This window comes from Streptomyces griseus subsp. griseus (assembly GCF_000720255.1).
Classification (GTDB): domain Bacteria; phylum Actinomycetota; class Actinomycetes; order Streptomycetales; family Streptomycetaceae; genus Streptomyces; species Streptomyces griseus_I.
In genome coordinates, this window is record NZ_JOJE01000015.1 from 133,687 (window position 1) to 151,421 (window position 17,735).

17 protein-coding genes and 1 tRNA gene are annotated in these 17,735 nt (G+C 69.0%); 13 read left to right on the forward strand and 5 right to left on the reverse strand.

What is annotated here, in order from left to right:
* Window positions 1-8: 8 nt before the first annotated feature.
* The gene (locus IG99_RS21595; RefSeq protein WP_037676417.1) at window positions 9-896 is read left to right on the forward strand and encodes a DUF4429 domain-containing protein; all 888 of its coding nucleotides are present in this window, start codon (window positions 9-11) and stop codon (window positions 894-896) included.
* Between the two features lie 63 nt (window positions 897-959).
* Here the strand turns inward: IG99_RS21595 and IG99_RS21600 are convergent, their stop codons facing one another.
* Window positions 960-2,522, reverse strand: coding sequence for a purple acid phosphatase family protein (locus IG99_RS21600; protein ID WP_037676418.1), 1,563 nt, complete (start codon window positions 2,520-2,522; stop codon window positions 960-962).
* Window positions 2,523-2,708: 186 nt separating this feature from the next.
* On the opposite strand from IG99_RS21600, the gene IG99_RS21605 reads away from it, so the two are divergent.
* Both IG99_RS21605 and glmS read left to right on the forward strand, forming a co-directional pair.
* Entirely contained in the window at window positions 2,709-2,966 is a 258-nt protein-coding gene (locus IG99_RS21605) for a hypothetical protein (protein WP_037676419.1), read from the forward strand.
* Between the two features lie 24 nt (window positions 2,967-2,990).
* Window positions 2,991-4,808 carry a glutamine--fructose-6-phosphate transaminase (isomerizing) gene (glmS, locus tag IG99_RS21610; RefSeq protein ID WP_037676421.1) on the forward strand — a complete coding sequence of 606 codons (1,818 nt, stop codon included), beginning with the start codon at window positions 2,991-2,993 and terminating at the stop codon, window positions 4,806-4,808.
* Between the two features lie 108 nt (window positions 4,809-4,916).
* On the opposite strand, the gene IG99_RS21615 is transcribed toward glmS, so the two are convergent.
* Window positions 4,917-5,498, reverse strand: a complete 582-nt coding sequence (locus tag IG99_RS21615) for a GPR1/FUN34/YaaH family transporter (RefSeq protein ID WP_037676424.1) — start codon at window positions 5,496-5,498, stop codon at window positions 4,917-4,919.
* A gap of 126 nt (window positions 5,499-5,624) precedes the next feature.
* Window positions 5,625-6,152, reverse strand: coding sequence for a universal stress protein (locus IG99_RS21620; protein WP_037676425.1), 528 nt, complete (start codon window positions 6,150-6,152; stop codon window positions 5,625-5,627).
* Window positions 6,153-6,462: 310 nt separating this feature from the next.
* On the opposite strand from IG99_RS21620, the gene IG99_RS21625 reads away from it, so the two are divergent.
* The 6 genes from IG99_RS21625 (at window position 6,463) to IG99_RS21650 (ending at window position 10,687) form a co-directional block, all read left to right on the forward strand.
* Entirely contained in the window at window positions 6,463-6,747 is a 285-nt protein-coding gene (locus tag IG99_RS21625) for a hypothetical protein (protein WP_037676429.1), read from the forward strand.
* A 386-nt stretch (window positions 6,748-7,133) separates the two neighbouring features.
* On the forward strand, window positions 7,134-8,375 hold the full coding sequence (locus IG99_RS21630) for a helix-turn-helix domain-containing protein (RefSeq protein ID WP_037676430.1): 1,242 nt from the start codon (window positions 7,134-7,136) through the stop codon (window positions 8,373-8,375).
* A 113-nt stretch (window positions 8,376-8,488) separates the two neighbouring features.
* The gene (orn, locus tag IG99_RS21635; RefSeq protein ID WP_037676431.1) at window positions 8,489-9,097 is read left to right on the forward strand and encodes an oligoribonuclease; all 609 of its coding nucleotides are present in this window, start codon (window positions 8,489-8,491) and stop codon (window positions 9,095-9,097) included.
* A gap of 109 nt (window positions 9,098-9,206) precedes the next feature.
* Window positions 9,207-9,279, forward strand: a tRNA-His gene (locus IG99_RS21640).
* Between the two features lie 159 nt (window positions 9,280-9,438).
* The gene (locus tag IG99_RS21645) at window positions 9,439-9,867 is read left to right on the forward strand and encodes an Rrf2 family transcriptional regulator (protein ID WP_037676432.1); all 429 of its coding nucleotides are present in this window, start codon (window positions 9,439-9,441) and stop codon (window positions 9,865-9,867) included.
* 82 nt (window positions 9,868-9,949) lie between these two features.
* A complete protein-coding gene (locus IG99_RS21650) occupies window positions 9,950-10,687 on the forward strand; it encodes an NIPSNAP family protein (protein ID WP_037676433.1) in 738 nt (245 codons plus the stop codon).
* Window positions 10,688-10,801: 114 nt separating this feature from the next.
* On the opposite strand, the gene IG99_RS44245 is transcribed toward IG99_RS21650, so the two are convergent.
* The gene (locus tag IG99_RS44245) at window positions 10,802-11,209 is read right to left on the reverse strand and encodes a hypothetical protein (protein WP_158973216.1); all 408 of its coding nucleotides are present in this window, start codon (window positions 11,207-11,209) and stop codon (window positions 10,802-10,804) included.
* A gap of 269 nt (window positions 11,210-11,478) precedes the next feature.
* Window positions 11,479-12,534: a LacI family DNA-binding transcriptional regulator gene (locus IG99_RS21660; protein ID WP_037676434.1), complete on the reverse strand. Its 1,056-nt coding sequence runs from the start codon at window positions 12,532-12,534 to the stop codon at window positions 11,479-11,481.
* Between the two features lie 369 nt (window positions 12,535-12,903).
* On the opposite strand from IG99_RS21660, the gene IG99_RS21665 reads away from it, so the two are divergent.
* The 4 genes from IG99_RS21665 (at window position 12,904) to IG99_RS21680 (ending at window position 17,699) form a co-directional block, all read left to right on the forward strand.
* Entirely contained in the window at window positions 12,904-14,226 is a 1,323-nt protein-coding gene (locus IG99_RS21665) for an ABC transporter substrate-binding protein (protein ID WP_037676438.1), read from the forward strand.
* A 5-nt stretch (window positions 14,227-14,231) separates the two neighbouring features.
* On the forward strand, window positions 14,232-15,248 hold the full coding sequence (locus IG99_RS21670; RefSeq protein ID WP_037676439.1) for a carbohydrate ABC transporter permease: 1,017 nt from the start codon (window positions 14,232-14,234) through the stop codon (window positions 15,246-15,248).
* Window positions 15,249-15,259: 11 nt separating this feature from the next.
* Window positions 15,260-16,168: a carbohydrate ABC transporter permease gene (locus IG99_RS21675; RefSeq protein ID WP_037676440.1), complete on the forward strand. Its 909-nt coding sequence runs from the start codon at window positions 15,260-15,262 to the stop codon at window positions 16,166-16,168.
* A gap of 97 nt (window positions 16,169-16,265) precedes the next feature.
* Entirely contained in the window at window positions 16,266-17,699 is a 1,434-nt protein-coding gene (locus tag IG99_RS21680) for a GH1 family beta-glucosidase (RefSeq protein WP_037676443.1), read from the forward strand.
* Window positions 17,700-17,735 lie beyond the last annotated feature (36 nt).

Consider the following 17,735-nt stretch of genomic DNA (forward strand, 5'->3'; position numbering starts at 1 on the left):
ATCTCCCCATGGCGGAAATCATCCAGAAGGACGGCACCTGGGTCTTCGACGGCGACGCGCTGCGGCTGACTCCAGGCCGGGACAAGAACGTGAGCCTGTTACGAAGAACGCTGGGCGAACTGGTCGTGCCGTTAGGGGCGTTGGCGGGAGTCTCGTTCGAGCAGGGCCGCAAGAACGGGCGGCTCAGGCTGCGGCCGCGGGACGGCGCCGATCCGCTGCTGCAGGCGACCGGCGGCCGGCTCACCGAGCCGCACGATCCGTATCAGCTGGTCGTCGAGCCCGACCGCTACGGGGTCGCCGAGTACTTCGTGGACGAGGTGCGCAACGGCCTGCTGCTCGACCAGGTGCCGTCCGATCCGGTCACCGCGTATCTGCTGCCGGGTCCCTCCGTGCCCCTGTCGGTGTCCGCCGGGGACGGCACCGCGAGCTTCGACGGCGAGCATGTGCGTCTGGAGTGGAACTGGAAGACGGAGGACGCCAAGGCCGCCGCCGGCGCCCGCACGCTCGCCGTCGCCGACATCGAGGCCGTGGCGTGGCATCCGGCGGCCGGCCTGGAGAACGGCTGGCTGCGCTTCACCGTGCGCAACGCGTCCACCGAGGCCCCGCCCAAGTACGACCCCAACTCCGTGGAGCTGTGGGGATTCAAGAAGGACCCGCTGATGGCCCTGGTCGCGGCGGCCGTCCAGGCCCGCCTGCCGCACCCGGCCGACGCGGGCGCCACGGACCCACGGCAGGTGGAGCCCCCGTCCGTTCTGCGGCAGCCGTCCGTCCCCGACGAGGACGACCATGACGCGCTGCTGCGGCGGCTGCGCGAGCTGGGGGAGCTGCACCGGGCGGGTGTGCTCACCGAGGAGGAGTTCACCATGGCCAAGCAGGCGGTCCTCAAGCGCATGTAGTGCGCTTGAGGACCGCCCGGAGATGGTGCGCCCCGCCTTCCGGGCGCACCTGGCCTGCTCGGCCTACTTGGCCTTGCGGGCCACCGTGAAGTGGTCGACCTGCTCGCCGCTCTCGGCGATGCCCCGCACCGTCAGGGTGGCGGTACGGCCGGGGGACGCCGGGCGCACGTCCACGCGCAGGAAGGAGTAGTCGAGGTAGCGCACGCGCGACCAGGTGACCGTCTCGTTCTGCTTGCCGTTCTTGGTGTTGATGAAGGAGGCCACGGACTCGACCTCGTTCTCGTGGCCCTCGTAGGACAGCGGGGCGGTGAAGGAGTACAGGCTGCGGCCGGCCGCGCCCGCCGTCACGTACACCACGCCGTCGGTCTCGGGGTAGGCGGTGCCGCCGATCGGGAGCTTCTTGGTGACCGCGCCCGCCTTGATGACGTCGGTGCGCTCGTACTGGTGGTTGTGGCCGTTGATCACCAGGTCGACCGTGTACTTCTCGAACAGCGGCACCCACTCCTGACGCACACCCCCCTCCGAGGCGTGCGCGGTGGAGGTGCAGTAGGCGCAGTGGTGGAAGAAGACCACGACGAAGTCGACGTCCTTGGACGCGCGGTACTTCTTCAGCTGGGCTTCCAGCCACGTGGTCTGGGTGCCGCCCGAGATGCCGAGGTTGGCCGGGATCTCGAAGGAGATGTCGTTGGCGTCGAGCGAGATGACCGCGGTGTTGCCGTAGACGAAGGAGTAGACGCCCGGGAGGTTCTTGGCGTCGGGGCCGTTGTCCGGGAGGGTCCAGCGGGCCTCCTCGCCGCCGTAGCCGTTGGGCGAGTACCAGGCCTCCATGTCGTGGTTGCCGTAGGCGGGCATCCACGGGACGGACTTGGCGACGGACTCGGTCTGGGCGAGGAACTGGTCCCAGACCCGCGAGTCGAAGCCGGTGTCGGAGGTCTGGCCGGAGCCGGAGGGGTCGGCGTAGGCGATGTCGCCGGCGTGCAGGTGGAAGGCCGGGTTCTGGCCGAGGAGGAGGCTGTTGTTGGCGATCCCGTGGTAGCTGACGCCCTCGTCGCCGAAGGCGGTGAAGGTGAACGGCGCCTTGTGGGCCGGGGCGGTGGTGAAGGTGCCGAGGGTGCCCAGGAGGTGCGGGGCGGCCGGGTCGAAGCCCGCGTGGCCGACGCCGTAGTAGTACGTCTTCCCGGGCTTGAGGTGGGTGAGCTTGGCGTGCAGGTAGTACTGGGTGTGGTTGCCGCTGGCGCCGACACCGGCCGGGGTGAAGAGGGTACGTACCTCGGCCTCGATCTTGCGGGAGAGGTCCCAGGGGTGGGCGCCTATGCGGATGAAGGGCTTCTTCACCGCGACCGGGACCTGCCAGGAGACGGTGATCTCGGTGCGCGGGTCGTTGCCGTAGGCGAGATGGCGGCCGAAGGGGGCGACGAGGGAGCCGTCGACGGTCTCGGTGCTCGGGGCGGCCTGTGTCGGGACGGCGGCCTGGGCGCTGGCGCCCGGTACGAACGCGCCACCGGCGACGGCGCCCAGGGTGACCGCGCCACCGCGGATCATGGTGCGCCGGGAGAATCTGCTGCGCAGGTACTCGTGCTGCTCGGCCATGCTCATGCGCTCGGCCAGCTTCTCGGGTACCCCCATGCGAGGAGTGTCCATGGCGTCTGAAACTCGTCCCCTCGGGCGACGAACCGCAGGACGCCGGATGGACGGCCGACGAACAGGTCCTCATGACGGATTCAATGTTCTCCCAAAGATCCATTACAAGCGCCTGCCCGAAATCGGGCAGAATTCTTGCGAAACCCGCTTTCGTGCCCCAAGATCTAGCGGGTGCACGACGAACTCGTTGATCACCTGACGCGCTCCACGCCCCTGAACCGGGGCGAGGCACTGCGGGTGATCCAGGACGTGCTCGCCTACTTCGACGAGACGACCGAGGAATTCGTCCGTCGCCGCCACCGCGAGCTCCAGGCCCAGGGCCTGGTCAACGCGACGATCTTCGACCGGATCGAGGCGGACCTGAAATACCGTGCGGTGGCCCCGCCCGAGCTCACGCTCCGGCAACTGCGGCGCATCGTCTACGGCTGAACGAAAGTCTGGGGACACCTACATATGTGCGGAATTGTCGGATACATCGGCAAGCGTGACGTCGCCCCGCTGCTCCTCGAGGGGCTGCAGCGGCTGGAGTACCGGGGGTACGACTCGGCGGGCGTCGTCGTCAATACGCCGACGAGCGGCCGCCTGAAGATGGTCAAGGCCAAGGGCCGGGTCCGTGACCTGGAGGCCAAGGTCCCGGCGCGCTTCAAGGGCACCACCGGTATCGCCCACACCCGCTGGGCCACCCACGGCGCCCCGTCCGACGTGAACGCCCACCCGCACCTGGACGCCGAGGGCAAGGTCGCCGTCGTTCACAACGGCATCATCGACAACGCCGCCGACCTGCGCAGGAAGCTGGAGGCGGACGGCGTCGAGTTCCTCTCGGAGACCGACACCGAGGTCCTCACCCACCTCATCGCCCGCTCCCAGGCCGAGAAGCTCGAGGACAAGGTCCGCGAGACCCTGCGGGTCGTCGAGGGCACGTACGGCATCGCCGTCATGCACGCCGACTTCCCGGACCGGATCGTGGTGGCCCGCAACGGCTCCCCGGTCGTTCTCGGCATCGGCGAGAAGGAGATGTTCGTCGCCTCGGACATCGCCGCCCTGGTCGCCCACACCCGGCAGATAGTCACGCTGGACGACGGCGAGATGGCCACCCTCAAGGCCGACGACTTCCGTACGTACACCACCGAGGGCACCCGCACCACCGCCGAGCCCACCACCGTCGAGTGGGAGGCCGCCTCCTACGACATGGGCGGCCACGACACGTACATGCACAAGGAGATCTTCGAGCAGGCCGACGCCGTGGACCGCGTGCTGCGCGGCCGCATCGACGACCGCTTCTCCACCGTGCACCTCGGCGGCCTGAACCTGGACGCCCGCGAGGCGCGCCAGATCCGCCGCGTGAAGATCCTCGGCTGCGGCACCTCGTACCACGCGGGCATGATCGGCGCCCAGATGATCGAGGAGCTGGCCCGCATCCCCGCCGACGCCGAGCCCGCGTCCGAGTTCCGCTACCGCAACGCGGTCGTCGACCCGGACACCCTCTACATCGCGGTCTCCCAGTCCGGTGAGACGTACGACGTGCTGGCGGCGGTCCAGGAGCTGAAGCGCAAGGGCGCGCGGGTCCTCGGCGTGGTGAACGTGGTGGGCTCCGCGATCGCCCGCGAGGCCGACGGCGGCATCTACGTGCACGCCGGCCCCGAGGTCTGCGTCGTCTCCACCAAGTGCTTCACCAACACCACGGTCGCCTTCGCGCTGCTCGCCCTGCACCTGGGCCGCACGCGTGACCTGTCGGTCCGTGACGGCAAGCGGATCATCGAGGGCCTGCGCAAGCTGCCCGGCCAGATCTCCGAGATCCTCCAGCAGGAGGAGGAGGTCCAGAAGCTGGCCGAGCAGTACGCCGACGCCCGCTCGATGCTCTTCATCGGCCGCGTCCGGGGTTACCCGGTGGCGCGCGAGGCCTCCCTGAAGCTCAAGGAGGTCTCCTACATCCACGCCGAGGCCTACCCGGCCTCCGAGCTCAAGCACGGCCCGCTCGCCCTGATCGAGCCGGCCCTGCCGACGGTCGCCATCGTCCCCGACGACGACCTGCTGGAGAAGAACCGCGCGGCCCTGGAGGAGATCAAGGCCCGCAGCGGCCAGATCCTCGCCGTCGCCCACCAGGACCAGCCCAAGGCCGACCACACGATCCTCGTCCCGAAGAACGAGGACGAGCTGGACCCCATCCTCATGGGCATCCCCCTCCAGCTCCTGGCCTACCACACCGCCAAGGCGCTGGGCCGGGACATCGACAAGCCGAGGAACCTGGCGAAGTCAGTGACGGTCGAGTAACCGCAGCGGCAAGCAGAGCAGAACGGACCCCCGCGTGGTGCCAGAACCACGCGGGGGTCCGCTCATGTGCGCCGGGGGAGCCCAACCCCCCGACTTCGGCTGCCACCATCAGCCCGTGGCCGTCACACCCCGGCCGGAAGAAGCAGCCCGCCGCGGAAGAACCGTCGGCCAGTGAGCCGGCGCGGCGGTCGCCGCGTACCAGGACACCGCCCCCGCAGCGACGGCGAACCAGCCCCCGACCTCGGCCAGGCTGGAACTGTCCGCGAAGGCCGCCACCGCGAGCAGCACCAGTGAGACGAAGAACAACCCGTGGACGCCCTGCCCGAGTTGGTCCCCGCCCGCCAGGGTGAGGGAGAGCGCCACCAGGGCGAACAGCAGCAGGAAGAGCCCCGCGGCGTTGCCTGAGCCGCGCGCCCCGTCGGTGACCGCCCAGGTGAACCACAGTGCGCCCAGTACGGCGAACGCCGTCCCGTTCGCGGTGTCGCGCTCGCGCAGCGCCAGCAGACCGGCGACGAAGAGCGCGACGCCGCCTACGTAGTGGGCCAGTGATATGGCGTCAGCCGCCGTCACGCCGTCGATGAGGTCGGTGTGGCCGAGTCCGAACGCCAACAGGGTGATACCCAGGGCGAGTCGGCCGACGGTGGCGGTGGTGGTGGTGGTGGTGTTTCCCGCAGAGACGTCGTTGTCCACGGCGGGCTCCCTTCGTGCATGTGCAGTGGTGCGGTGAGCGATATATGCCCTTCACAAGGGCACAATCAACCTCCGCTCAGGAGATTTGTGCTGCACACAAGGGAGTTGACCGGCGCGGGACGGCGGTCAGGGGATCACGACGACGGGACGCCGCGCGCGCTTGGCGAGGCGGCCGGCGACGGAGCCGAAGATGCGGCCCACGATGCCGTGCGTGGAGCCGACGACGATCGCGTCGGCCTCGTACTCGCGCCCCACTTCCTCGAGTTCGTGGCAGATGTCGCCGCCGCGCTCGACCAGGATCCACGGCACCTCGGCGAGGTAGTCCGCGCAGGCGAGCTCGAGTCCGAGGACCTCGGTGCGGTGATCGGGGACGTCCACGAAGACGGGGGGTTCACAGCCGGCCCACACCGTCGTCGGCAGCCGGTTGGCGACATGGACGATGATCAGGCCCGAGCCGGAGCGGTGGGCCATGCCGATCGCGTAGGCGAGGGCGCGCTCGCTGGAGGTGGAGCCGTCGAAGCCCACGACCACGCCGTGCTTGAAAGCGGGATCGCAGGAATGGCGTGACTCTTCCGCCGCCAGGGGCTCGGCCGCCGTAGGGTCGGCGACGGGCCGCTTGCGGTCCGCGGGTTCGAAGAATTCGTGACCGGCCATGGCTGTCTCGGCGTTGTGATCCTTATTGGGTGGGACGACACGGTGCGGCGGAGCTGTGTCCGGGAATCATCTTCCCAAGCCCATACCCCCAAGGGTACGGCGCCAAGCCTTTATGGCCCGGCCTCCGCCCCCGGTCCGTGGGGGTTCCAGGGAGCATGCACGAGGAGATGCCCGTAACGCAATGGTTGCTGCCCCGTACAGGCGGTTCGCACAGGATTCACTTACCGGGCGCTCACACGACCGTCGCGGCAGTGACCGACGGGTCGAACCCGCGTTGAACCCGGTGAACCACCGCCCCCGGGAGCCCCGCATGCCGTCACCCCGCTCGACCTCCGCGCGCCGGCCGGCCGAGGACACCGCGACCGACGTCATCCGCTGGGCCGCCTTCAGCTGCGTCCTCGTCCCGGTGGTCCTGCTCTGGTGCGGCACGTCCCTCGCCGGCGCCGCGGGCACCGCCCTCGGCCTCGCCGGGGTCACCGCCGCGTGCCGGTTCCTGCTGCGCCGCTCCGAACGCAACCGGGACCGTGAACGGGGGGCCGGAACCGGCTCCCGCCGAGGCGGGCGTCACACTGGGGGAAACACACCGGTCGGCTGACCGGTTTTCACGCACGCAACCGCATCTTTTCAGCCAACTTCTGGCGGGTGTGCATCCCTTGCCGTAACCACCCCCCACCCCCCGTATGACCTGCATGGAAAGGGTCTCCGGGACCCTGCGCACCCTACGTGGATTGGCCACTGCGACAAGGCGCACTTCCCTGCACGCCCCACGAGTGCAACGCTTCGTGATCGAATGCTTCACGCCAAGTTGCCATGTCGACAATGCGTCGGGCGTCCAACCCGGCTGCGGCGGCACGGGACACAACGGCACCCAGTAGATTTGATCTTGACTGTCTTATGGCGGGGGACTCGTGCAGGACCGAGGGGAAACGTGCAGGAGCGACACAACCGAGGAGCCGCGACCACCGAGGGGGGCTTAGCAGTATGAGCCACGACTCCACTGCCGCGCCGGAAGCCGCGGCCCGGAAACTTTCCGGGCGACGCCGCAAGGAGATCGTCGCGGTGCTGCTGTTCAGCGGCGGCCCCATCTTCGAGAGTTCCATTCCGCTGTCGGTGTTCGGGATTGACCGCCAGGACGCCGGCGTGCCGCGCTACCGCTTGTTGGTGTGCGCCGGCGAGGACGGCCCGCTGCGGACCACAGGGGGCCTGGAACTCACCGCACCACATGGCCTGGAGGCGATCTCCCGGGCAGGCACGGTGGTCGTGCCCGCCTGGCGTTCGATCACCTCGCCGCCACCGGAGGACGCGCTCGACGCGCTCCGCCGGGCACATGAGGAGGGCGCCCGCATCGTCGGGCTGTGCACCGGGGCCTTCGTGCTGGCGGCGGCGGGCCTGCTGGACGGCCGCCCCGCGACAACACACTGGATGTACGCACCGACGCTGGCCAAGCGCTATCCGTCGGTGCACGTGGATCCGCGTGAACTGTTCGTCGACGACGGCGACGTCCTGACGTCGGCCGGTACGGCGGCGGGCATCGACCTGTGTCTCCACATCGTGCGGACGGACCACGGCAACGAGGCGGCCGGCGCGCTGGCCCGCCGCCTGGTGGTCCCACCGCGCCGGTCGGGCGGCCAGGAGCGCTATCTCGATCGTTCTTTACCAGAGGAGATCGGCGCCGACCCGCTCGCCGAGGTCGTCGCCTGGGCGCTGGAGCACCTCCACGAGCAGTTCGACGTGGAGACCCTGGCGGCGCGTGCGTACATGAGCCGCCGTACGTTCGACCGACGCTTCCGGTCCCTGACCGGCAGCGCGCCGCTGCAGTGGCTGATCACGCAGCGCGTCCTGCAGGCCCAGCGCCTGCTGGAGACGTCGGACTACTCGGTGGACGAGGTGGCGGGCCGCTGCGGCTTCCGCTCCCCGGTGGCGCTCAGGGGCCACTTCCGCCGCCAGCTCGGCTCGTCGCCCGCCGCCTACCGGGCCGCCTACCGCGCCCGCAGGCCGCAGGTCGAGAGGCAGACGGACGGCGAGGCTGCACCGCCCCCAGCGGTGACCGGCGCCCCGGCCGGCCTGGCACCCGCGGGACTGCACCCGGACAGCGCGGTGCCGATCCAGGCCCGCCGCACCGCGGCCGCGAGCGCCCTCGGCTCCCCGATGCAGTCGGACCACGCCCGCGAGGCCTACGTACCGACCAGGGCCAGCCTGCCGGGCCAGCGCAGCGGCATGTGAGCTGACGAACACAGAGAGCCGGCCGGGGCCCACGACACGTGGGCCCCGGCCGGTGCCCTTTCAGGACGCCGGTCCGGGGCACCTTCACCGAACCCCAGCCTTAGGGTGGTCGCATGAACGATCGCATGGTGTGGATCGACTGCGAGATGACCGGCCTCTCGCTGTCCGACGACGCGCTCATCGAGGTTGCCGCCCTCGTCACCGACTCCGAACTGAACGTCCTCGGCGAGGGCGTCGACATCGTCATCCGGCCGCCGTCCAGGGCCCTGGAGACGATGCCGGAGGTGGTGCGCCAGATGCACACCGCGTCCGGCCTGCTCGACGAGCTCGCCGGCGGCACCACGCTGAGCGAGGCCGAGGAGCAGGTACTGGCGTACGTCCGCGAGCACGTGAAGGAGCCGGGCAAGGCGCCCCTGTGCGGCAACTCCGTCGGCACGGACCGCGGCTTCCTCCTGCGGGACATGCCGACGCTGGAGAACTACCTCCACTACCGCATCGTCGACGTCTCCTCGGTGAAGGAGCTGGCCCGCCGCTGGTACCCGCGGGCGTACTTCAACAGCCCCGAGAAGAACGGCAACCACCGCGCCCTCGCCGACATCCGCGAGTCCATCGCGGAACTGCGCTACTACCGCGAGGCCATCTTCGTACCGCAGCCCGGCCCGGACTCCGACACCGCCAAGACGATCGCGGCCAAGCACGTCCTGCCTGCTCAGCAGGCGTGAGCACGGTCCGCGAGGGGGCGCCGCGAAAGCCGTGCGCGAGCACCCCTCCGGACCCTGTACACTTTTTCTCGGCCGGTCGGGGAAGCGAATCCTCGGACTACCGGTCATGGTGGGTGTAGCTCAGCTGGTAGAGCACCTGGTTGTGGTCCAGGATGCCGCGGGTTCGAGTCCCGTCACTCACCCTGAGTAATCAGCCGGTGACCTTGGAGACAGGGTCACCGGCTGATTGCGTTGGGGCGCGCCCGCACCGGTGATCACCCGGGATCTTGAGAAACGGTCACATGGAGGTGACTTGACTCCCGGGATGGATGTAACAGAAGCTGTTGCAACAAGGAGGGGTGATGGCGGCGAACAGTCGGATGACCATCGCGACGCATGCGCTGGCCTGGATGGCGTTGGCGCAGCGCCGTGGCCAAGAGGTGCTCACTTCGGAGCAGGTCGCGGCCAGCATCAACACCAACCCTGTGATCATCCGGCGCAGCCTCGGTGACCTACGGCGAGCCGGCCTGGTGGAGGTCCGCCGCGGCGCCGGTGCGGGCTGGAGTCTGGCCCGTGAGCCCGAGGAGATCACCCTGCTCGAGGTGTACGACGCCGTCGACGCGCAGCCACCGTTCGGCCTGCACCACAGCGAGCCCAATCTGGAGTGTCCGGTCGGCCGAGGCATCCGGCCCGCCCTGAGCGGGGTCTACGGCCGGGTCGAGCGGGTCATGCGGCGGGAGTTGGCTGACACGTCGATCGCCGACGTACTTCGCGAGACGCTGGTGAACTAGCCGACGGACCGGCGGTCCGACAGCCGCCATACCGCTTGTTGTGACAAAGACTGTTCCAATGACTGAACGAGGAGCAAGACTGGTGGAGCCCTTACGGTGTCCGGTCCTCGAACTGCGGCAGTACACGCTGCACCCAGGACAGCGAGACGTACTGATCGATCTGTTCGACCGGGAGTTCGTCGAGTCCCAAGAGGCAGTGGGGGCGACCGTCCTGGGGCAATTCCGTGACCTGGATGACCCCGACCGGTTCGTCTGGCTCCGCGGCTTCGCAGACATGCCGCTCCGCGCCAAGGCCCTGGACAGCTTCTACGGTGGCCCGGTCTGGCGGGCACACCGCGACGAGGCGAACGCGACGATGATCGACTCCGACAACGTGCTGCTGCTGCGGCCGGCCTCGACGCACGGTGGTTTCCCCGTGCCGGTCCGCGCCCGGCCGGCCCCAGGCGAGCCGGCGCCATCGCCGCAGTCGCTCGTCCTCGCCACGATCTGGTACGGCCACGGCCCCTTCGACACAGCGTTCGTCGAGTTCTTCGAGCAGCGTGTGCGCCCCGCACTGGCCGAGACCGGCGGCGAGCCGCTGGCATACCTCCAGTCGGAACACGCCCCGAACACCTTCCCGGCGCTGCCGGTTCGAACGAACGAGGAGGTCTTCGTATGGTTCGCACGCTTCACCGACGAAGGCCACCTGGATGACCACCTGAATCGCTTGCAGCGTTCAGAACGGTGGCGCGAGGAGGTGCTGCCGAACCTTCCGGAACAGTGGGCCAGGCCCCCACAACGGCTACGGCTGGAACCGACCGGACGGTCACTGCTGAGGTGAGTTCCAGACGGGGCCCCGAGTCTGCGGCAGATGCCGCTGGTCCCCTCGAGGAACGGAACGCGGCCGAGCGGGAACGGCCGCCGCCGCTCCCGCTCAGTGCTGCTTCAACGACACTCAGTTGTCGTTGAAGTACACGTAATACTCGGAATCCGCATTGTCCGAGGGCTCCTTCGAGACCGAGAAGCCAATGTCGTGACTTTCCGGAAGGTTGTACACGCCGCCGTCCGATGCGTCCCGGTAACTGCACTTCCCGTCGTTCTTGGTGTCGGTGAGACTGTACAAGAACTGTCCGGTCATGTGATCGTAGACGTTCACCCACGCCTTCTTGCCGTCGGTCTTGGTGTCGCAGACCTTCACATGGTCACCGTGCTCCTCGAAGTAGGCCGCCGCGGCCTTGCCGCCGTCATACAACGGCCCGTGGTCCCAGTCGATCGCCTGAGCAGAGCCCGGCGCCATGGCCACTGCGAACGCCGCCATCGTCAGTGCGGAAATTCCGCCCTGAACGACTTTCTTGATGCGCAATTCATTCTCCCCTGTTTTTTGCGGCTACAGCCGTACGAGGCTAACAGCAGAAGGCATATTCTTTGCCGGCCGGGATCGCCGGTCATACGAACCCATCGAGAAGACGTGACAATTCGCGGACACTCTTCCCGGCACTGAACACCCTTATTGCGCTTGGGCCGTCGTTGATCCCGACGGTCAGGGGACTCCTCCACATGCCCCGGTCGTCGACCGCTCCGAGGTTCGACTGACCGGCGATCACCTGCCACCGATCAAGGACCCGACCGTCCTCAGGACGACGCCCGCGCCACCAGCTCCGTGGCCAGCACGACCTGCCGGCGTTCCAGCCCCCGCGAAACCGCCGGCCGGCGGTCCGCGATCTCCGCGAGGAGGAGGTCGAGCATTCTGCGGCCCATCTCCTCTATGGGCTGGCGGACGCTGGTCAGCGGCGGGTCCATGTGGCGGGCGATGGCCGAGTCGTCGTAGCCGACCAGGGCCACGTCCTGCGGGATGCGGCGGCCCGCCTCGCGCAGGGTCTGACGCGCGCCGGCCGCCATGACGTCCGAGCCGGCGAAGGCCGCGTCGAGGTCGGGGCGGCGCTCCAACAGGTTCCGCATCGCCCTGCTGCCGCCCTCCTCGGTGAAGTCGCCGGGTTCGATGAGGAGGTCGTCCACGGGATGGCCCGCGTCGCGCAGGGCGTCGCGGTAGCCGTCGACGCGGCGCTGGGCGCCGTAGACGTCGAGGCGGCCGGTGATGTGGGCGATACGGGTGCGGCCCCGGTCGAGCAGGTGCTCCACGGCCGAGCGGGCGCCGCCGTAGTTGTCGGAGTCGACCGAGGTCAGCGTCTCGGCGGCCGACCTCGGGCCGCTGATCACCGCGGGGATCTCCAGCTGGGCGAGCAGGTCGGGCAGCGGGTCGTCGGCGTGGACGGAGACCAGCAGGACACCGTCGACGCGGTGGGCCGCCAGGTACTGGGCGAGGCGGCGGCGCTCACGGTCGTTGCCGGCGAAGATCAGCAGCAGCTGCATCTCGGTGTCCGACAGCTCGGCCCCGACGCCCTTGAGCATGTCCGAGAAGTAGGGCTCCGCGAAGAAGCGGGTCTCCGACTCGGGCACGACCAGGGCGATCGCGTCCGTCCGGTTCGCGGCGAGGGCGCGCGCGGCGGTGTTGGGGACGTACCCCAGCTCTGCCACCGCCGCCTCCACCGCCGCGCGGGTCGCGTCGCTGACCCGGGGCGAGCCGTTGATCACCCGGGAGACCGTGCCGCGGCCGACGCCGGCGCGTGCGGCGACCTCTTCGAGGGTGGGCCGCCCCCCACTCCGGTTCCGCGCTCCGTGGCTTGCCATGGCTCCGCCTCCAAGTCGACCCTTCCGATGGCCTGGAATTTAACAGTCCCGTCCGTGGTGGTGACCGGCACGGGGGCGGGGGCTCCCGTCACTCCGCCGACAGAGCGATATGTAGCAATCTGGGCGGAATGTTCGCCACCCCTCGGAGTTAGTTAACAGGCCGATAACTGAACACATCTCTCCGCGCCGACTCCCTTGACACCCCCGCTCGAACCGACGACTCTTCAACACATCACTTGTGGGAGCGCTCCCACGGTACCTGAGGCATACACATCCCGCACGTTCCCCGCCCGAGCCGCAACGAGAACTAACGGGCCCAACCACACAGTTGGCCGGGGGGTCGGCACGTCAGGGCAACAGGAGGACGCAATGCGAGCACGTACCCGAATCGCCCGCAAGGCGCTGGTCCTCGCGGCCGTCGCGTCGCTGGGCACCGGGCTGCTGGCCGGCTGTGCCGACGACGGTGGAGACGACGGCTCCGGCGGTTCGTCGGACGGCGGCGGCAAGGGCAAGACGAAGATCACCCTCGGACTCTTCGGCAGCTTCGGCCTCGAGGAGGCCGGCCTGTACAAGGAGTACGAGAAGCTCCACCCGGACATCGACATCCAGCAGACCGTCATCGAGCGGAACGAGAACTACTACCCGCCGCTGGTCAACCACCTCACCACCAACAGCGGCCTGCAGGACATCCAGGGCATCGAGGTCGGCAACATCGCCGAGGTCGTCGAGAAGTACTCCGACAAGTTCGTCGACCTGTCGAAGTACGGCAAGGAGAGCGACTACCTGCCCTGGAAGTGGCAGCAGGGGACCGCGAAGAGCGGTACGACGGTCGGGCTCGGCACCGACGTCGGTCCGATGGCCATCTGCTACCGCAAGGACATGTTCCAGGCGGCCGGTCTGCCCACCGACCGCGAGCAGGTCGGCAAGCTGTGGGCGGGCGACTGGGCGAAGCTCATCGAGGTCGGCAAGCAGTACAAGGCGAAGGCGCCCAAGGACACCACCTTCCTGGACTCCCCCGGCGGTCTGTTCAACGCCATCATCGGCAGTGAGAAGGAGCGGTTCTACGACGCCTCCGGCAAGGTCGTCTACAAGACGAACCCGGCCGTGAAGAGGGCGTTCGACCTGACGGCCGAGGCCGCCGAGGACAAGCTGGTCGGCAACCAGACGCAGTTCCAGCAGGCCTGGGACACCACGATCGCCAACAGCAAGTTCGCCGCGATGGCCTGCCCGCCGTGGATGCTCGGTTACATCGAGGGCAAGTCGAAGCCGGAGAACGCCGGCAAGTGGGACCTGGCCGTGCCGCCGAAGGCCGCCAACTGGGGTGGCTCCTTCCTCAGCGTGCCGAAGTCGGGCAAGAACGCCGAGGAGGCCGCGAAGCTGGCCGCCTGGCTGACCGCGCCCGAGCAGCAGGCGAAGCTCTTCGCCAAGCGCGGCAGCTTCCCGACCGCGCAGGCCGCCTACGACCTGCCGCTGGTCAAGGACGCCAAGAACAAGATGACGGGTGACGCCCCCATCGGCCAGATCTACGCGCCGCTGGCCAAGGAGCTCCCGGTCCAGGTCGTCGGCGCCAAGGACCAGATCATCCAGCAGGGCCTGACCGACAACGGCGTGATCCTGGTGACCCAGGGCAAGTCGCCCAAGGACGCCTGGGACAACGCCGTCAAGACCATCGACAACAACCTCGAGAAGTGACCCGTATGTCCACCCGGCACGACACCGCCGCCGCGCCCCCCGCCAAGGAGGGGGGCGCGGCCCCGGCCCGTCCACCCGCCGCGGCGGTGCCTGCGGAGGTCGCGAAGAGGCGCGCCCGGCTCTCCCGCCGCTGGCAGCGGGACATGCGCTGGAGCCCGTACGCCTTCGTCTCGCCGTTCTTCCTGCTGTTCGCCGCGTTCGGCCTGTTCCCGCTGATCTACACGGCGTGGGCCTCGCTGCACGCCGTGGAGCTGACCGCGCCCACCGACATGGAGTGGGTGGGCCTGCGCAACTACACCCGGATCTTCGACGACGACTTCTACTGGAACGCGGCGAAGAACACCCTGACCATCGGGATCATCTCCACCGTCCCGCAGTTGATGATGGCGCTGGGTATCGCCCACATCCTCAACTACCGGCTGCGCGCCTCGACCTTCTACCGGGTCGCGATGCTCGCGCCGTACGCCACCTCGATCGCCGCGGCGTCCCTCGTCTTCGTGCTGCTCTTCGGCCGTGACTACGGCATGATCAACTGGGCGCTGGACCTGATCGGCATCGACAAGATCGACTGGCAGAACGACAAGTGGCCCTCGCAGATCGCCGTCTCCTCGATCGTGATCTGGCGCTGGACCGGCTACAACGCGCTGATCTACCTGGCCGCGATGCAGGCGATCCCGCAGGACCTGTACGAGTCTGCGGCCCTCGACGGGGCCAACCGCTGGCGGCAGTTCCTCCACGTCACGCTGCCTTCGCTGCGCCCGACGATCCTGTTCACCTGTGTGGTGTCGACCATCGGCGCCTCCCAGCTCTTCGGTGAGCCCCTGCTGTTCGACTCCACCAAGGGTGCTTCCGGCGGCTCGCAGCACCAGTTCCAGACGCTCGGCCTGTACATGTACGAACAGGGCTGGGTTAACCAGCACCTGGGCCGCGCCTCCGCGATCGCCTGGACGATGTTCCTGATCCTGATCGTGGTCGGCATCGTCAACTACGTCATCTCGCGCCGGCTGCGCGCCAGTAGTTAGGAGAACCGGCCGTGACGACGACCTTGACGAAACCCGAGGCGGACGCGGCGCCCGAGCCGCCGAAGCGTTCACGCGGCATGAAGGCGGCGCGCGCGGGCGGGCAGATGCACGCCGGTCCGGTGGCGTACATCATCCTCGCCGTGTTCACCCTCGTCTCGCTGTTCCCACTGGTGTGGACGGCGATCGCCGCCTCGCGCGACAACCAGCGCCTGGCGCAGACCCCGCCGCCGTTCTGGTTCGGCTCGGGCCTGTTCGACAAGCTCGAACTCGCCTGGACGGACGCCAACCTCGGCAAGGCGTTCCTCAACACCACGATCGTGGCCGGCACTTCGGCGCTGACCATCGTCTTCCTGTCGACGATCGCCGGGTTCGCCTTCGCCAAGCTGAAGTTCAAGGGCCGGGGCGCCCTCATGCTGATCGTGATCGGCACCATGATGGTGCCGCCGCAGCTCCAGGTGATCCCGCTGTACATGATGGTCGCCAAGCTCGACTGGACGGACCAGCTGCAGGCGGTGATCCTCCCCTCGCTGGTGAGCGCGTTCGGAGTGTTCTTCATGCGGCAGTACCTGATCCAGGCCCTGCCGGACGAGATCATCGAGGCGGCCCGGGTGGACGGCGCGAGCAGCTGGCGTGTGGTGTGGCACGTGGTGTTCCCGACCGCGCGTCCGGCGATGGCGGTCCTGGGCATGCTGATGTTCGTGCAGACCTGGAACGACTTCCTGTGGCCCTTCCTGGTGCTGACCCAGAACGGCAACCCGACCGTTCAGGTCGCGGTCTCGGCCCTGGGCCGCGGCTACACGCCGGACCAGTCCCTGATCATGGCGGGCGCGCTGCTGGGCACGCTGCCGCTGCTGCTGGTCTTCGCGATCTTCGGCAAGCAGATCGTCGGCGGCATCATGCAGGGCGCCGTCAAGGGCTGACCCCTGCTGCCCGGGGGCCGAGCCACCGCCGCCTTGGCCCCGTCAACTCCCCCTCCCCCCACCGTCGTTCACCACGACCTCCTATGGGAGCGCTTCCATGCCTGAGTCCGCACAGTCCGTGACCTTTCCTCCCGCCTTCCTCTGGGGCGCCGCGACGTCCGCGTACCAGATCGAGGGGGCGGTGCGGGAGGACGGCCGCACACCCTCGATCTGGGACACCTTCAGCCATACGCCCGGCAAGACCGCCGGCGGCGAGACCGGCGACATCGCTGTCGACCACTACCACCGCTACCGCGACGACGTGGCGCTGATGGCGGAGCTGGGCCTGACGGCGTACCGCTTCTCGATCTCCTGGTCGCGGGTGCAGCCCACGGGCCGCGGCCCGGCCGTGCAGGTGGGCCTGGACTTCTACCGCCGTCTGGTCGACGAGCTGCTCGCGCACGGCATCAAGCCGGCCGTCACGCTCTACCACTGGGACCTGCCGCAGGAGCTGGAGGACGCCGGCGGCTGGCCGGAGCGCGACACGGCGTTCCGCTTCGCCGAGTACGCGCAGATCGTCGGTGAGGCGCTCGGTGACCGTGTGGAGAACTGGATCACGCTCAACGAGCCGTGGTGCAGCGCGTTCCTGGGCTACGCCTCCGGTGTGCACGCCCCCGGCCGGACGGACCCGGCGGCCTCCCTGCGGGCGGCGCACCATCTGAACCTGGCGCACGGGCTGGGCACGTCCGCGCTGCGGTCGGCGATGCCGGCGCGCAACTCGGTGGCGATCAGCCTCAACTCCTCGGTGGTGCGCCCGCTCTCGCCGGGCGACCCGGCGGACCTGGCGGCCGTGCGGAAGATCGACGACCTGGCCAACGGTGTCTTCCACGGGCCGCTGCTGCACGGTGCCTATCCGGAGACCCTGTTCGCGGCGACCTCGTCGGTGACGGACTGGTCGTACGTCCTCGACGGCGACTTGCGCACGATCAACCAGCCGCTGGACGCGCTGGGCCTGAACTACTACACGCCCACCCTCGTCTCGGCGGCGGACGCGCAGGTGCGGGGCCCCCGGACGGACGGTCACGGCGCGAGCGACCACTCCCCCTGGCCGGGCGCCGACGACGTCGCCTTCCACCAGACCCCGGGCGAGCGCACGGAGATGGGCTGGACGATCGACCCGACCGGCCTGCACGAGCTGATCACGCGCTACACGCGTGAGGCTCCGGGCCTGCCGCTCTACATCACCGAGAACGGCGCGGCCTACGACGACAAGCCCGACTCCGACGGCCGCGTCCACGACCCGGAGCGGGTCGCCTACCTGCACGGCCACCTGTCGGAGGTGCGCCGCGCCATCGCCGACGGGGCCGATGTGCGGGGCTACTACCTGTGGTCACTGCTGGACAACTTCGAGTGGGCGTACGGCTACGAGAAGCGGTTCGGGGCGGTGTACGTGGACTACGCGACCCTGACCCGCACCCCGAAGTCCAGTGCCCTGTGGTACAGCCAGGCCGCCCGCACGGGCACGCTGCCGACACTGCCGACGGTGGGCTAGACCCACCACGAAAAGCCGGGGGGATCCGGGGAAGGA

What these genes read in the sequence shown, in the direction of transcription:
- IG99_RS21600 (WP_037676418.1), bottom strand. Translation starts at nt 2,522, where the DNA reads ATGGGGGTACCCGAGAAGCTGGCCGAGCGCATGAGCATGGCCGAGCAG.
- IG99_RS21665 (WP_037676438.1), top strand. Translation starts at nt 12,904, where the DNA reads ATGCGAGCACGTACCCGAATCGCCCGCAAGGCGCTGGTCCTCGCGGCC.
- IG99_RS21660 (WP_037676434.1), bottom strand. Translation starts at nt 12,534, where the DNA reads ATGGCAAGCCACGGAGCGCGGAACCGGAGTGGGGGGCGGCCCACCCTC.
- IG99_RS21670 (WP_037676439.1), top strand. Translation starts at nt 14,232, where the DNA reads ATGTCCACCCGGCACGACACCGCCGCCGCGCCCCCCGCCAAGGAGGGG.
- orn (WP_037676431.1), top strand. Translation starts at nt 8,489, where the DNA reads ATGAACGATCGCATGGTGTGGATCGACTGCGAGATGACCGGCCTCTCG.
- glmS (WP_037676421.1), top strand. Translation starts at nt 2,991, where the DNA reads ATGTGCGGAATTGTCGGATACATCGGCAAGCGTGACGTCGCCCCGCTG.
- IG99_RS21595 (WP_037676417.1), top strand. Translation starts at nt 9, where the DNA reads ATGGCGGAAATCATCCAGAAGGACGGCACCTGGGTCTTCGACGGCGAC.
- IG99_RS21680 (WP_037676443.1), top strand. Translation starts at nt 16,266, where the DNA reads ATGCCTGAGTCCGCACAGTCCGTGACCTTTCCTCCCGCCTTCCTCTGG.
- IG99_RS21645 (WP_037676432.1), top strand. Translation starts at nt 9,439, where the DNA reads ATGGCGGCGAACAGTCGGATGACCATCGCGACGCATGCGCTGGCCTGG.
- IG99_RS21620 (WP_037676425.1), bottom strand. Translation starts at nt 6,152, where the DNA reads ATGGCCGGTCACGAATTCTTCGAACCCGCGGACCGCAAGCGGCCCGTC.
- IG99_RS21625 (WP_037676429.1), top strand. Translation starts at nt 6,463, where the DNA reads ATGCCGTCACCCCGCTCGACCTCCGCGCGCCGGCCGGCCGAGGACACC.
- IG99_RS21630 (WP_037676430.1), top strand. Translation starts at nt 7,134, where the DNA reads ATGAGCCACGACTCCACTGCCGCGCCGGAAGCCGCGGCCCGGAAACTT.